General features: G+C 68.9%; 11 protein-coding genes. 8 read left to right on the forward strand and 3 right to left on the reverse strand.

The window, feature by feature from the left end; translation table 11 throughout:
- Complete coding sequence (locus tag ACFWBQ_RS25315; protein WP_385495552.1) at positions 1-1056, reverse strand: hydrogenase expression protein HypE; 1056 nt, start codon at positions 1054-1056, stop codon at positions 1-3.
- A gap of 259 nt (positions 1057-1315) precedes the next feature.
- Between ACFWBQ_RS25315 and ACFWBQ_RS25320 the strand changes: the two genes are divergently transcribed.
- Positions 1316-1645, forward strand: coding sequence for a hydrogenase maturation nickel metallochaperone HypA (locus tag ACFWBQ_RS25320; protein WP_385495609.1), 330 nt, complete (start codon positions 1316-1318; stop codon positions 1643-1645).
- Between the two features lie 54 nt (positions 1646-1699).
- Complete coding sequence (gene hypB / locus ACFWBQ_RS25325; protein WP_385495667.1) at positions 1700-2428, forward strand: hydrogenase nickel incorporation protein HypB; 729 nt, start codon at positions 1700-1702, stop codon at positions 2426-2428.
- Positions 2429-2450: 22 nt separating this feature from the next.
- On the opposite strand, the gene ACFWBQ_RS25330 is transcribed toward hypB, so the two are convergent.
- On the reverse strand, positions 2451-4133 hold the full coding sequence (locus tag ACFWBQ_RS25330; protein WP_385495707.1) for a hydrogenase maturation protein: 1683 nt from the start codon (positions 4131-4133) through the stop codon (positions 2451-2453).
- 405 nt (positions 4134-4538) lie between these two features.
- A complete protein-coding gene (locus tag ACFWBQ_RS25335) occupies positions 4539-5486 on the reverse strand; it encodes a methionyl-tRNA formyltransferase (protein ID WP_385495743.1) in 948 nt (315 codons plus the stop codon).
- A gap of 249 nt (positions 5487-5735) precedes the next feature.
- Here ACFWBQ_RS25335 and ACFWBQ_RS25340 point away from each other — a divergent pair, with 249 nt between their 5' ends.
- The 6 genes from ACFWBQ_RS25340 (at position 5736) to ACFWBQ_RS25365 (ending at position 13208) form a co-directional block, all read left to right on the forward strand.
- Positions 5736-7091, forward strand: a complete 1356-nt coding sequence (locus tag ACFWBQ_RS25340; protein ID WP_385495779.1) for a lysine N(6)-hydroxylase/L-ornithine N(5)-oxygenase family protein — start codon at positions 5736-5738, stop codon at positions 7089-7091.
- A 108-nt stretch (positions 7092-7199) separates the two neighbouring features.
- Positions 7200-8258 carry a FecCD family ABC transporter permease gene (locus ACFWBQ_RS25345; protein ID WP_385495857.1) on the forward strand — a complete coding sequence of 353 codons (1059 nt, stop codon included), beginning with the start codon at positions 7200-7202 and terminating at the stop codon, positions 8256-8258.
- The gene (locus tag ACFWBQ_RS25350; protein ID WP_385495905.1) at positions 8255-9316 is read left to right on the forward strand and encodes a FecCD family ABC transporter permease; all 1062 of its coding nucleotides are present in this window, start codon (positions 8255-8257) and stop codon (positions 9314-9316) included. Before ACFWBQ_RS25345 ends, ACFWBQ_RS25350 begins: the two co-directional genes overlap by 4 nt.
- Before the next feature lie 50 nt (positions 9317-9366).
- Positions 9367-10206, forward strand: a complete 840-nt coding sequence (locus ACFWBQ_RS25355) for an ABC transporter ATP-binding protein (RefSeq protein ID WP_385495947.1) — start codon at positions 9367-9369, stop codon at positions 10204-10206.
- A 115-nt stretch (positions 10207-10321) separates the two neighbouring features.
- Positions 10322-11374, forward strand: a complete 1053-nt coding sequence (locus tag ACFWBQ_RS25360) for an iron-siderophore ABC transporter substrate-binding protein (protein ID WP_385495987.1) — start codon at positions 10322-10324, stop codon at positions 11372-11374.
- Positions 11375-11420: 46 nt separating this feature from the next.
- Positions 11421-13208 (forward strand): ABC transporter ATP-binding protein, encoded by a 1788-nt coding sequence (locus tag ACFWBQ_RS25365; RefSeq protein ID WP_385496065.1) that lies wholly within the window; start codon positions 11421-11423, stop codon positions 13206-13208.
- Positions 13209-13220 lie beyond the last annotated feature (12 nt).

The raw sequence follows: 13220 nt of genomic DNA on the forward strand, positions 1-13220 counted from the left end.
TTACCAGGTGCGTGTGGCGCCGGACTTGAGTTCCCTGCCAGGCTTACGCCATTTCGGTTCGCGGTCCAGGGTGTGGGTGGTGATGTGGCGCAGGCGCCGCATCGTCGACCCGTACAGTCCGACCGCGTTGGTCGAGAGCTTTCCGCCGGGGGGTTCGTCCATGAACGGCATGAACTTGTCCGGGAACCCGGGCATGGTGCAGCCGATGCAGATTCCACCGACGTTGGGGCAGCCGCCGATGCCGTTCATCCAGCCGCGCTTGGGCACGTTGCACTTGACCGTGGGGCCCCAGCAGCCCAGCTTGACGATGCACTTCGGCGAGCCGTACTCCGTCGCGAAGTCGGCCTGCTCGTAGTACCCGGCCCGGTCGCAGCCCTCGTGGACCGTCGACCCGAACAGCCACGTCGGCCGCAGCGCGTCGTCGAGTGGGATCATCGGTGCCTGGTCGGTGGCCATGTAGAGCAGGTAGGTGAGCGTCTCCGACAGGTTGTCCGGCTGGATCGGGCAGCCGGGGACGCACACGATCGGGATCCCGGCCTTGGACTTCCACTCCCAGCCCAGGTAGTCGGGGACCCCCATGGCACCGGTCGGGTTACCCGCCATGGCATGGATGCCGCCGTACGTCGCGCAGGTGCCGACCGCGACGACCGCCGTCGCCTTCGGGGCCAGCCGGTCGAGCCACTCGCTGGTGGTCATCGGCTGGCCGGTGGCGGGATCGTTTCCGAATCCGCACCAGTACCCGTCGTCGTGCAGCTTCTCGTTCGGAATGGATCCCTCGACCACCAGGACGAACGGTTCCAGTTCTCCACGGTCTGCCTTGAAGAACCATTCGAGGAAATCGTCCGCGCCACCGTTGGGCCCGCACTCGAAATCGATGAGCGGCCAGTGGACGGCGACCTTCGGAAGTCCCGGGAGAGCACCGAGCGCGATCTCCTCGATGCTCGGCTGAGTGGCGGCGGTCAGCGAGACGGAATCGCCGTCGCAGCTCAGCCCCGCGTTGATCCACAGCACGTGGATCAGTGTGTCCTCAGCCTTTACCGCTTCCTCTGTCGGCATGGCAGTGCCGCCTTTCAGGATGACGGCCCACCGGCCATCGGCCCCATGGATGGGTATGCGCACATTGCTACCATCACGCCTCGATCCGGGTGCATCGGCAACACGGAGAATCCGTCGCACCCGCCTCATCCCCGGGGCCGAATGACCGTATGCGGTGGGCCGCTCGGGTGATCCGGCCGGGGGACCGGTCCGGTCGGACGGCGCCACGGCCCCTTCGTGGCCCTACGGTCGGAGCCACCCGTGGAAGGACGAGGCATCGGTGCACGAGCTGGCCATCACACAGAGCGTCGTCGACTCGGTGTGCGAACGCGCCGCGGGGCGTCCGGTCCGCTCGGTCCGTGTCCGCGTCGGTGTGCTCACAGCCGTGGTGCCCGAGTCGATGCGGTTCTGCTTCGGCCTGGTCACGGAGGGAACGGCAGCCGAGGGAGCGCAACTGGAGATCGACCAGCCGCCCGGCGCCGGCCGCTGCCGCACCTGTGCCGTCGAATTCGCCCTGACCGACCTGATTCTGCTGTGTCCCTGCGGCAGCGCGGATGTGGAGATCACATCGGGACGGGAACTGCAGATCGTCTCCATGAAAGTGGGCTGAACCATGTGCGGAACCTGCGGCTGTTCCGAGGAGTCCGGCGGGACCAGGATCGTGATGCTGCGGGAGGATGATGCACCGGACCACGGGCATCCTCATCCGCACCCTCATCCGCGCGAGCATCTTCAGCCGAACGGCGTCGGCGAGACCGTCACCATCGAGCAGAAGGTACTCGCCAAGAACGACCTCCTCGCGGCCCGCAACCGGACGTGGATGACCGACCGCGGCGTCGTGGCCGTGAACGTGATGAGCTCACCCGGCGCCGGCAAGACCACCCTGCTCGAACGCACCATCACCGATCTCCGTGGCCGTCGGCCGGTGGCGGTCGTCGAGGGCGATCAGGAGACCAGGATCGACGCCGACCGGATCAGGCGCACGGGCTGCGCCGTGGTGCAGGTGAACACCGGGGCGGGGTGCCACCTCGACGCGGAGATGATGCAGGACGCCCTCACGGCGCTGTCCCCGGCCGAGGGCTCGCTGCTCATGGTCGAGAACGTGGGGAACCTGGTGTGCCCCGCCCTATTCGACCTGGGGGAGCGCACCAAGGTCGTGATCATCTCGGTCACCGAGGGCACGGACAAGCCGCTGAAGTATCCGTACATGTTCGCCGCCGCCGACCTGATCCTGATCAACAAGTCCGATCTGCTGCCCTACGTCGACTTCGACGTCGAGCGGTGCGTGCAGCACGCGCGCTCGGTGAATCCGGACGTGCGCGTGCTGACGGTTTCCGCGACCACCGGCGAGGGCCTGGCCCACTGGTACGACTGGCTGGCGCAGCAGCGGTAGCCGCTCCGTCGCCGGACCGCGGTCAGCCCCGGGGACGTGGGGGGTGCTGGTCCGCGGCGACGGACGCGGGGCGTTCCTTGCGGACGAAGGCCCGGCGCAGCCCGTGGTAGGGGTGGTGCGGGTCCGCGAAGATGCGGTGCATGCGGGCGAGTTCCGCCTCACGGTACGGGGCGAGGTCGACGCGGTCCCGCTCCGCCTTCTTCACGTTGATACGGGACTGCGTCGCGGGCAGTGCGGCCAGGCGGGTCGCCAGGGCGCCGACCTCGGCGTCGAACGACCGGGGGGCGCAGTCGATCCTCCTGTCGATCAGCCCGAGCCGCTGGGCCGCCACGGAGCTGACCGGCAGGGCGTCCTGCATGAGCCGGCCGGCCGCCGCACCCACCCGCCGCGGCAGGGTGTACGTCCAGTACTCCGATCCGTACAGCCCCATCAGGCGGTAGTGCGGATTGAGTACCGCGCCCGCCCTGCACCACACCTCGTCTGCGGCGAGGGCCAGCATCACCCCGCCCGCCGCGGCGTTCCCGGCCAGGGCGGAGACGACGAGCCGGTCCGTGGTGGTCAGCACCGCTTCCACCAGGTCGTCCATGGCATTGATGTTGGCCCAGGACTCCGCGCCCGGATCGGCCGCCGCCTCGATCACGTTGAGGTGGATGCCATTGGAGAAGAAGTCCCGGCCGCCGCCGAGGACCAGCACCGATGTGGGCCGGGAGCAGGCGAACCGGTAGGCGCTCAGCAGGCGTTGGCACTGCTCCGTGCTCATTGCGCCGCCGCGGAACGAGAACGACAGGAAGCCGGTCCCGGCCTCCTCCCGATAGCCGATCTCGGACCAGGTGTCCTCGTGCCCGGTCCTGTGCAGCGGCGCCGGCTGCTCCGGCACGGCGGACAGCCGCCCTGCCAGCGCCGTGGTGGCGGGGAGCTTGAAGGTGGCCGGACCGCCCGGCGCCCGCCGGGGCCGCAGCTCGGGGATCCACACCGCGCCATCGGTGGTCGCCCGGCAGATCGCGCCGTCCCGGGTGGCCACCAGTTCCCCCGGACGACCGCTCAGCCGGGGCTCGGGATGCCCGCCGTGCAGGAACCACTCGCCGCCCAGCAGTTCGTCGAGCACGCCGGGTTGGGAGTCCGCCGTCCTGAGCTTGCGGACCACCGTTGCGGTGGAGTCCGACTGCCAGTCGATGCGGCGCAGCGACTGGCGGAACAGGGGGCGGCAACCCTCGCCGGCGTCGGAGGTCTGCGGCTTCGGGGTGTACGTCCCGGACGCGAAGCGCCCGACCGCCAGGAGCACCGCCTTCACGGCGGCGTCCGAGACCTCGTTGCGGTACAGGTCGCTCTTGCCGACCGGGGGCAGCAGGCAGGACACGGACGCCCATACGTCGCCCGCGTCCATCTCCGCGTTCGCCTGCAGGACCGTGACGCCCCACCTGTCCGCCCCTTCGTGGACGGCCCAGTCGAGGGAGGAGGGCCCGCGGTCGCCGACGGGCCCCGGATGGACGATGAGACAGGTGTGGACCGACCACACGTCCTTCGGAATCGCGGTCGTGAGGTACGGCGCTACGACGAGGTCCGGGGACTCCCGGTGCACGGCCTCCCGGACGGGGCCGTCCTCGTGCACGAGCTGCACGGCCACGGAGTGCCCGTGGTCCCTGAGCTCGGCCCGAACACGTTGCGTGAGGCTGTTGAAGGCACTCGCGAGAAGCAGGATGTGCACGGCGGTCTCTCCCGGTGGCTGCGGTACGTCCCGGACGAGCGTGAGCGTGGATTCTTGCTCACCGGGACGTACTCGCCCGGAACACCCTGGTATTTCACTCGAAAGTGCACACAGCGGACGGGGAGCCGACGCACCCGTCGGCTCCCCGTCCCCTTGAGCGCTTGACCGGCCGCACGATCGTGAATGCCGCGCCCGCCTCTTCCGCTGCACTCTGCGCCGGAACGGAGAGGTGCGGTCAGGTTTCTCGGCGGCATGCGGTGTACCCGCATACGCCACCCGCTGCCGCGGAAAACCCACCCCCGTGAAAGCTGCCCTGCTTGTCCTCGTCCGCGGTGCGAAGACGAAAGCGTCCGTACGGTGGTGGCATCCCGCCCCGGCCGACGGGACTGCGGTGGGGCCGGAGCGTCAGGGGCGGCTGGTCAGATAGCCGCCCATGGAGGTGAAGTACTCCGTCGCGGGTATCTCGCGGCCGTCCTCGGTCCGTACGCGTGTGACGGCCAGACCGTGGTTGCGGCCCGTGCGGGCGTCGGCTCCGGCCACGATCACCACGCCGTCGCCCTCGCGGTAGAAGATACGGCCGGGCGTACCGCCGTAGAGGCCCTGGGACACCACTGCGGCGAGGACCTCGAGCCGCTTGCCCTTGTGGAAGGCGAAGGCGCTGGGGTACGGCTCGGACTGGGCGCGGACCAGGCGTTCGAGGTCCTCGGCCGGCCAGTTCCAGTCGATCCGGATGTCCTCGGCGGAGCGCTTGTGGAAGAAGGTCGCCCGGGAGCGGTCCTGCTTGGTGAACTCCGTCTGCCCGGACGCGATCAGAGCGAGGGCGCCCGTGGTGACCGGAGCGATGAGGTCGACGGTCTTGTGGAACAGGTCGGTGGCGGTGTCCGTCGGCCCGACGGGAACCGCCTCCTGGCGGACGATGTCCCCGGCGTCCAGCTCGTCGTCCATCATGTGCGCGGTGACACCCACTTCGGGCTCGCCGTTGATGAGGGCCCAGATCAGCGGGGAGAAACCGGCGTACTTCGGCAGCAGCGAGTCGTGGACGTTCAGCGTGCCGTGCCGGGGGAGGCCGAAGATGCGCGGGGGGATCCAGGTGCGCCAGTTGTTGGCCACGATGATGTCCGGGTCGGCCTCCTTGAGCCGCTCGAACAGTTCCTCGTCGTCAGGGCGGTTGCGGATCAGGACCGGAACGCCGTGCTCCTCGGCGAGGTCGGCGACCGAGTCGCTCCAGATCTTCTCGTACGCGTGCTCGCTCCTGGGGTGCGTCACGACCAGTGCCACGTCGTGTTCGGAGTCCAGGAGGGCTTGCAGGGTGCGGTGCCCCCAGGTCTGGTATCCGAACATGACAACCCGCATGGGGTTCCTCCTCAGAGCAGGGAATGGTCGGTGGTAAGTAAAGCAAGCCTTACCTTAGTATGCAACGAGAAGGTGTGAAACCGCAGTTGGCGGGGGCCCTGGCGGCCCCCTGTGCGATCTGCCCTATCGACAGCTTCACAAGATTAGCTTAGGCTTACCTAAATTCCAGCGGGCCGCTCTGTCGGCGTGCTCACATCCCGTACCTTCCCCCACGCCTGACAGGCGACTTCCCCGCACGATGGGAGTGACATGTCACAGGTTCATCCTGGCGACGTAACACCGGTCCACGACCTCATTGGTATCGGCTTCGGCCCGTCCAATGTGGCCATGGCGATCGCGATCAGCGAGCACAACGCACGCACCGGCTCGCAGGAGGCGGTCACCGCTCACTTCTTCGAGCAGCAGCCACGCTTCGGCTGGCACCGCGGCATGCTGATCGACGACGCGACCATGCAGGTGTCCTTCCTCAAGGACCTGGTGACACTCCGGAACCCGACCAGTGAGTTCAGCTTCCTCTGCTACCTGAAGAGCAAGGGACGGCTGGTCGACTTCATCAACCACAAGAACCTCTTCCCGCTGCGGGTGGAGTTCCACGACTACTTCGAGTGGGCCGCGGCCCAGGTCGACGACATGGTCTCCTACGGCCACGAGGTCGTCGGCGTCTCACCTGTCGTCCGTGACGGTGCCGTGGAGTACATGGACGTGACGGTGCGGTCGGGGGAGGGGCTGGAGGTCCACCGGGCCCGTAACCTCGTCATCGGCACCGGGCTGCGTCCCCTCATGCCGGAGGGTGTGGAGCGCGGCGACCGCGTCTGGCACAACTCCGAACTGCTGTCGAAGGTCGCAGGGCTGGAGGGCACATCGCCCTCTCGGTTCGTCGTCGTGGGCGCCGGGCAGAGCGCCGCCGAGAACGTCCAGTACCTGCACCGGCTCTTCCCCGAGGCCGAGATCTGCGCGGTCTTCTCGCGCTACGGCTACAGCCCCGCCGACGACAGCAGCTTCGCCAACCGGATCTTCGACCCGGAGGCGGTCGACCAGTACTTCACGGCGCCCGACGAGACCAAGCGCAAGCTGATGGCCTATCACGGCAACACCAACTACGCCGTGGTGGACATGGACCTCATCGACGACCTGTACCGACAGGCGTACCAGGAGAAGGTCCTCGGCATCGAGCGGCTGCGCTTCCTCAACGTGTCCCGGCTCGTCGGTGTCGAGGAGACGTCGGAGAAGGTCCAGGCCGACGTGAAGTCCCTCGTCACGGGTGAGGAGACCGCGCTGGACGCCGACGTCGTGGTCTTCGCCACCGGCTACAGCCCCGTCGACCCCCTCGGCCTCCTCGGTCAGGTCGCGGACCGCTGCCTGCGTGACGACGAGGGCCGTGTCCGCGTCGAGCGCGACTACCGCATAGCGACAGACTCCGACCTGCGTTGCGGTATCTATCTGCAGGGCGGCACGGAGCACACGCACGGCATCACCTCGTCCCTGCTGTCCAACACCGCGATCCGGGTCGGCGAGATCCTGGACTCGCTGCTCGACCGGGGCGTCAAGTCCGCTTCCGACGAGGCCCGGCCGGTCGCCGACGGAGCCGGGAGCACAGTCCGCTAGTCCGCGGTCGAGGGGACCAGGGTCGAGGCGACGCTGTGGGCGCACCCCGTCGTGGGGTGCCCGATTACCGTGCCTCGCCAGTGGATCAAAGGGATAGCGTACGTCGACATGAGCACGACTGCAGTGGAGCGCCCCGCGCCCAGGGGAACAACGGAAGCCCGCCGACGGCGGGTTGTGGGTTTGGGCACGCTTGTGGTGATCCTCCTGATCGCAGGGGCGATGTCGTTGGCCGTCGGTGCGCGGGCGTTGAGCCCTGCCGAGGTGTGGCACGGGCTGTTCGCCGCGCCGGACTCCGACCAGCGGCTCACCGAGATCAGGCTCATCGTGCAGACCGTGCGGGTGCCCCGGACGGCGCTCGCGATCGTGGCGGGCGTCGCCCTGGGGGTCGGCGGGGCTTTGATCCAGGGGTACACGCGCAACCCGATCGCGGACACCGGCCTGCTGGGGGTGAACTCCGGCGCCTCGTTCGCCGTGGTGACGGCGATCGCCGTGTTCGGGTTCGCCGATCCGTTCCAGTATGTCTGGTTCGCCTTCCTGGGCGCGGCGGTCGCCGGTGTCGTCGTGTTCGGGCTGGCGAGCATCGGCCGGGGGGCCGGAAACCCGCTGACGCTCGCACTGGCCGGGCAAGGGGTCACGGTGTTCCTGGCGGCGATGACCACGGCAGTCGCGCTGTCGGACAAGGAGTCGCTGAACGCGCTGCGGTTCTGGAACGCGGGCTCCGTGGACGGTGTCGGATTCGACGTCATCTGGCCGGTGACCGCGTTCATCGCGGTCGGGCTGGTGCTGGCACTGACCCAGCTGCCCACCCTCAACCTGCTCAACCTGGGCGACGACGTGGCGCGGGGGCTGGGGGTGAACATTGTGCTGAGCCGGACCGTCGGCATCGTCGCGATCACCCTGCTGGCGGGTGCGGCGACGGCAGCGTGCGGACCCATCGCGTTTCTCGGGCTCATGGTGGCCCATGTGGCCCGGTATCTGACCGGCCCGGACTATCGATGGCTGGTGCCGTACGCGGCTCTGCTCGGAGCCGTCGTCCTCCTGGTCTGTGACATCGTGGGCCGACTGGTGGTGCGGCCGGGGGAGTTGGACGCAGGTGTCGTCGTCGCCCTCCTCGGCGCCCCGTTCTTCGCGGCTCTGGTGTGGCGAGGAAAGTTCAGGAACGCATGAACAGGACAGATGTGAAGCCGTCGGTGGCGCCGGGCGTGCGCCTCGGCCACGTGTCGTTCGTATGGCGGCCCTGGCCCGTATGCGTCACGCTGCTGCTGATGGCGGCGACCTCCTTGGCGTTCTGTCTGTCCGTCAGCATCGGGGACTTCCCCATCGGCCTGTCCCGGGTGATCGCCACGATCCTCGGCAGGGGCGAGCAGTTCGACGAGTTCGTGATCATGGATCTGCGGATGCCGCGCGCCCTGGCCGGGCTGGTCGTGGGGATCGCGCTGGGAGTGTCCGGGGCGATCACGCAGTCCATCGCGCGCAATCCGCTGGCCAGCCCGGACATTCTGGGGATCACCGGGGGCGCCAGCGCGGTGGCGGTGTTCCTGGTGACCGTGTCGGGCGGGGCCGCCGCGACGGTCGTCAGCTCCGTGGGCCTGTCCGCTGCGGCGCTCGCGGGCGGCCTCGGTACCGGTCTGCTGGTGTACTTCCTGGCGTGGCGGCGCGGGATCGACGGCTTCCGGCTCATCCTCATCGGCATCTCGGTGAGCGCCGCGATGGAGGCGATCACGACCTGGCTGCTGGTCTCGGCCGACATCAGGGACGTGGCGCGGGCCCAGACGTGGCTGGTCGGCTCGCTGGACAACCGGTCCTGGGGCGAGGTCGAAGTGGCCCTCTGGGGCACGCTCGTCCTCATGGCCGTCGTGGCATGTGTCGCGTTCCAGTTCAAGCCGATGCACCTCGGCGACGAGGTCGCCGCGGGCCTGGGCGTCCGGTACTCGATGGTGCGGGCGGTCATGCTCCTGTGTGCGGTACTGCTGGCCGCTGTGGCGGTGAGCGCGGCGGGTCCGGTCCCGTTCGTCGCGCTGGTGGCGCCGCAGGTGGCGATGCGTCTGGCGAAGTGCCCGACCCCGCCGATGGTGGCTTCCGGCATGGTGGGAGCGCTGCTGCTCATCGGTGCGGACCTGGTTGCACGCACAGCACTGCCGATCACTCTCCCCGTCGGCGTGGTCACCGCCGCGATCGGCGGCCCCTTCCTCGTATACCTGCTGGTGCGGGCGAACCTCAGATAGATCATTCAAAGGCTTCGGCAATCCAGACAATCTTGACTAGAGGGGGGCTTGTGGCCGCTCAATACATCACCGAGATCGAGTCCGGCGTCGAAGACGGCGCACGGCTGGCAGCCAGGGGCGTCACGGTCGGGTACGGCAGCCGGACCGTCATCGACGATCTCGACGTGGCGATCCCGCCGGGCGTGATCACCACGATCATCGGCCCCAACGGGTGTGGGAAGTCGACCCTGTTGCGCACCCTGACGCGGCTGCTCAAGCCGGCCAGGGGGACGGTCGTGCTGGACGGTGAGGACATCGTCAAACTCAGGTCCAGGGACGTGGCGAAGAAGCTCGGACTGCTGCCGCAGGCGCCGGTCGCGCCGGAGGGGCTGACCGTGGCCGATCTGGTCGCCAGGGGGCGTCATCCGCACCAGAGTTGGCTGCGGCAGTGGTCGTCGGACGACGCCGATGTCGTGGAGCGGGCACTGGCCATGACCGGGGTGTCCGAACTGGCCGACCGCCCGGTCGACTCACTGTCCGGCGGACAGCGTCAGCGCGTGTGGATATCGATGACCCTGGCTCAGGGCACCGACCTGCTGCTGCTGGACGAGCCGACCACCTACCTGGACCTGGCGCACGCGATCGACGTGCTCGACCTCGTGGACGATCTGCACGAGTCGGGATGCACGGTGGTCATGGTCCTGCACGACCTCAACCTGGCCACGCGCTACAGCGACAACCTCATCGTGATGAAGGCGGGGTCGATCCTCGCGCAGGGGCACCCGCGTGACGTGATCACCGCCGAGCTGCTGCACGAGGCGTTCGGGCTGCGCGCCAAGGTGATCGACGACCCGGTGGGCGACCGGCCCCTCATCGTTCCGATCGGGCGTACGCACGTTCAGCTCAACTGAGGTCCGGGTAAGGGAAATAACTTTGGTTAGGCTAGGCTAACCTCACTACTGCAGGATAAGGTTTGGCTGCCCTTAGACGGGGGCACGCGGACAGCGCGAAAGCAAGGGATTCCGGATGCTCCTCCATAGAACGACGACGGTTACGAAGTCCTGGCGGCGGTTGGCGGCCGTAGTGTCCGCCGCGACGCTCGGCGTCGGCCTTCTCGCGGGATGTGGTTCCGACACGGCGGACAAGACGAGTGACAAGGCTCCGGCTGCCGCCTCCGGCGCATTCCCGGTCACCGTGGAGCACGCGTTCGGATCCACGAAGATCGACAAGGCCCCCAAGCGGGTCGTCACCGTCGGCTACACGGACGACCAGACCGTCCTGGCGTTCGGCATCAAGCCGGTCGGCATGGTCGACCAGTACCCGAACCCGGCGGGCCGGTCCCCCGACATCAACACCCAGTGGCCCTGGGTGAAGGACGCGTGGGGCGACGCCCGCCCCGAGGTCGTCATGAAGAACGGCGACGCGGGACCCAACTTCGAGAAGATCGCCTCCCTGCGGCCGGACCTGATCCTCGCGGTCTACTCCGAGGTCGACCAGGCCGCCTACGACAAGCTCTCCAAGATCGCTCCTACGGTGGGCCGTACCAAGGCCGAGAAGGAGCTGTTCAGCGCGCCGTGGCAGGACAACGCGGTCCACATCGCCAAGGCGCTCGGCAAGGAGAAGGAGGGCACCGAGCTGGTCAAGGGCATCCAGGCCAAGCTCGACACGGCTCGTGAGGGGCACCCGCAGTTCGGGAAGGAGACCGCTGTCGCGGTGTCCTGGTACAAGGACTCGATCTCGGCCTTCACCACCACCGACGTGCGCGGGCGGCTGCTGACGAGCATCGGCTACAAGGGTGCGACGGAGATCGACAAGGTCGCCAACGGCGAGTTCTCCACCGCTCTTTCCCCCGAGCGCGTCGACCTGATCGACGTCGACCGCATCGTCGTCATCAACGACAAGGCGGACACGGAAGCGCTGAAGAAGTTCGAGCTGTTCAACAACCTGTCCGCGGTCAAGGCCGGCAAGGTCTCGTACCTGCTGGACAGTGAGGGACCGGCGGTCGGTGCGGCCCTGTCCCAGGGCACCCTGCTGTCCATGCCGTACGGGATCGACGAGCTCGTCAAGTCGGTCGAGTAGAGATGGTGGTCAACCTGTTCAGCCCCCGGCCCGAATCGGTCTGCGTGTGAGTGCCGTCGACACACGCGTCGCCCCGGCAACTCTGCGCACGGCGACCGGACGCGAGGGCACCCGATGGGTCGCGGCGCACTGCCGCGAGTTGCCATGGCTGACCGCCGCCACCGTGTTCACCACGGTGGCGGGGGCGGCACTCCAGGTGCTCCCCGTGCTGCTGCTCGGCCAGGTGGTCGACGGGGTGGTCGCGGGCGAATCCCGCTCGGTCCTGGTCACGATCGGGGCGTTGATGGTGGCCGCCGCAGTGTTCGGCGCGGCGGCCACCGCGGTGTCGACGTACCTGATCGGGCGGCTGGGCGCGGATCTGCTCGCGCGGTTGCGGGAAGGTGCCGTCCGGGCGGTGCTGGGAATGCCGAGCGCGCGCATCGAGCAGGTCGGCCGGGGAGACGTGCTCTCCCGGGTCGGTGACGATGTGGCCGTGCTGTCCCGGGGCATCCGAACGGCTGTCCCTACGGTGTTCTCGGCAGGAGTGCTGGTCGCCATCGCCACGGCCGGCATGTTCGGACTGGACTGGCGGCTCGGCCTCGCGGGTGCCGGCGCGCTGCCCGCGTACGCGCTGGCCCTGCGCTGGTACCTTCCCCGGTCCGCCCCGCTCTACCGGAAGCAGCGGGCCGCCCAGGCCGACCGTGCGCAGGCGTTGATCAGCGGTCTGAACGGGATCGACACGGTCCGGGCGTACCGCCTCGAGGGCGCCTTCCGCGAGAAGGTCACGAGTGAGTCCTGGCGGGTGCGCGATCTCGGCATCGAGGTGTTCCGGTTCTTCGGCCGGTTCGTCGGCAGGGAGAACCGCGCCGAGTTCATCGGGCTGGTCCTCATCCTCGTGGTGGGGTACGCCCTGTTGGAGGCCGATATGGCCAGCCTGGGCGAGGTGTCGGCGGCCCCGCTGATGTTCCACCGGCTGTTCACCCCGTTGGGCGCCATCATGTTCACCTTCGACGAGGCGCAGAAGTCGGGCGCCAGCCTGACCCGGCTGGTCGGGGTGCTGGGGGAGTCCGCGGAGGCCCGGTTGGTGGGCGACGCCACCGTCGCGCCGGCGGGCGCCGTGCCGTACCCGGTGACGGTGGAGGGGCTGACGTTCACCTATCCCGATACCGAGGACCCGGTCCTACGGGATGTCAGCCTGGCGATCCCGGCCGGTGGTTCGCTCGCTCTGGTCGGGGCGACGGGCGCGGGCAAGTCGACCCTGGCCGCGCTGATCGCGGGCATCGGGACCCCACAGGCCGGGTCGGTGCGCGTCGGTTCGAACGACCTTGCCGGCATGGACGAGGCAGGGGCGCGGGCTTTGGTGAGCATCCTGACGCAGGAGACGCACGTGTTCTCCGGCCCGCTCGCCGACGACCTGCGGCTGGCCGCGCCGGAAGCGACCGATGCCGAGCTGACGGGCGCGTTGCGCACCGTCGGCGCCGACGGGTGGGTCGACGCGCTGCCCGACGGGCTGCACACCATGGTCGGAGAGGGTGGTGAGCGCCTGGATGTCACCAAGGTCGCCCAGATCGCCCTGGCCCGGCTGGTGTTGGGCCGGTCACCGGTGGTGGTGCTCGACGAGTCGACCGCGGAGGCGGGCAGTGAGGGTGCCGCCGAGCTGGAGCGGGCCGTGCTGGCCGCGTGCTCGGGCCGGACCACATTGTTCGTGGCGCACCGGCTGACCCAGGCGATGGCGGCGGACCGGATCGCCGTGCTGGACGCGGGGCGCGTGGTGGAGCAGGGAACGCACGAGGAGCTGGTGGCTCTCGGCGGCCGGTATGCGCGGCTGTGGCAGGCCTGGCGAGAGGGTAGTTAGGCAACCCTGAGT

It is taken from the genome of Streptomyces sp. NPDC060035 (genome assembly GCF_042736635.1).
Taxonomy (GTDB): domain Bacteria; phylum Actinomycetota; class Actinomycetes; order Streptomycetales; family Streptomycetaceae; genus Streptomyces.

Bases quoted from the DNA above. Each gene is read 5' to 3' on its own strand.
- ACFWBQ_RS25315 (WP_385495552.1), bottom strand. From the start codon at position 1,056: ATGCCGACAGAGGAAGCGGTAAAGGCTGAGGACACACTGATCCACGTG.
- hypB (WP_385495667.1), top strand. From the start codon at position 1,700: ATGCTGCGGGAGGATGATGCACCGGACCACGGGCATCCTCATCCGCAC.
- ACFWBQ_RS25335 (WP_385495743.1), bottom strand. From the start codon at position 5,486: ATGCGGGTTGTCATGTTCGGATACCAGACCTGGGGGCACCGCACCCTG.
- ACFWBQ_RS25340 (WP_385495779.1), top strand. From the start codon at position 5,736: ATGTCACAGGTTCATCCTGGCGACGTAACACCGGTCCACGACCTCATT.
- ACFWBQ_RS25345 (WP_385495857.1), top strand. From the start codon at position 7,200: ATGAGCACGACTGCAGTGGAGCGCCCCGCGCCCAGGGGAACAACGGAA.
- ACFWBQ_RS25350 (WP_385495905.1), top strand. From the start codon at position 8,255: ATGAACAGGACAGATGTGAAGCCGTCGGTGGCGCCGGGCGTGCGCCTC.
- ACFWBQ_RS25360 (WP_385495987.1), top strand. From the start codon at position 10,322: ATGCTCCTCCATAGAACGACGACGGTTACGAAGTCCTGGCGGCGGTTG.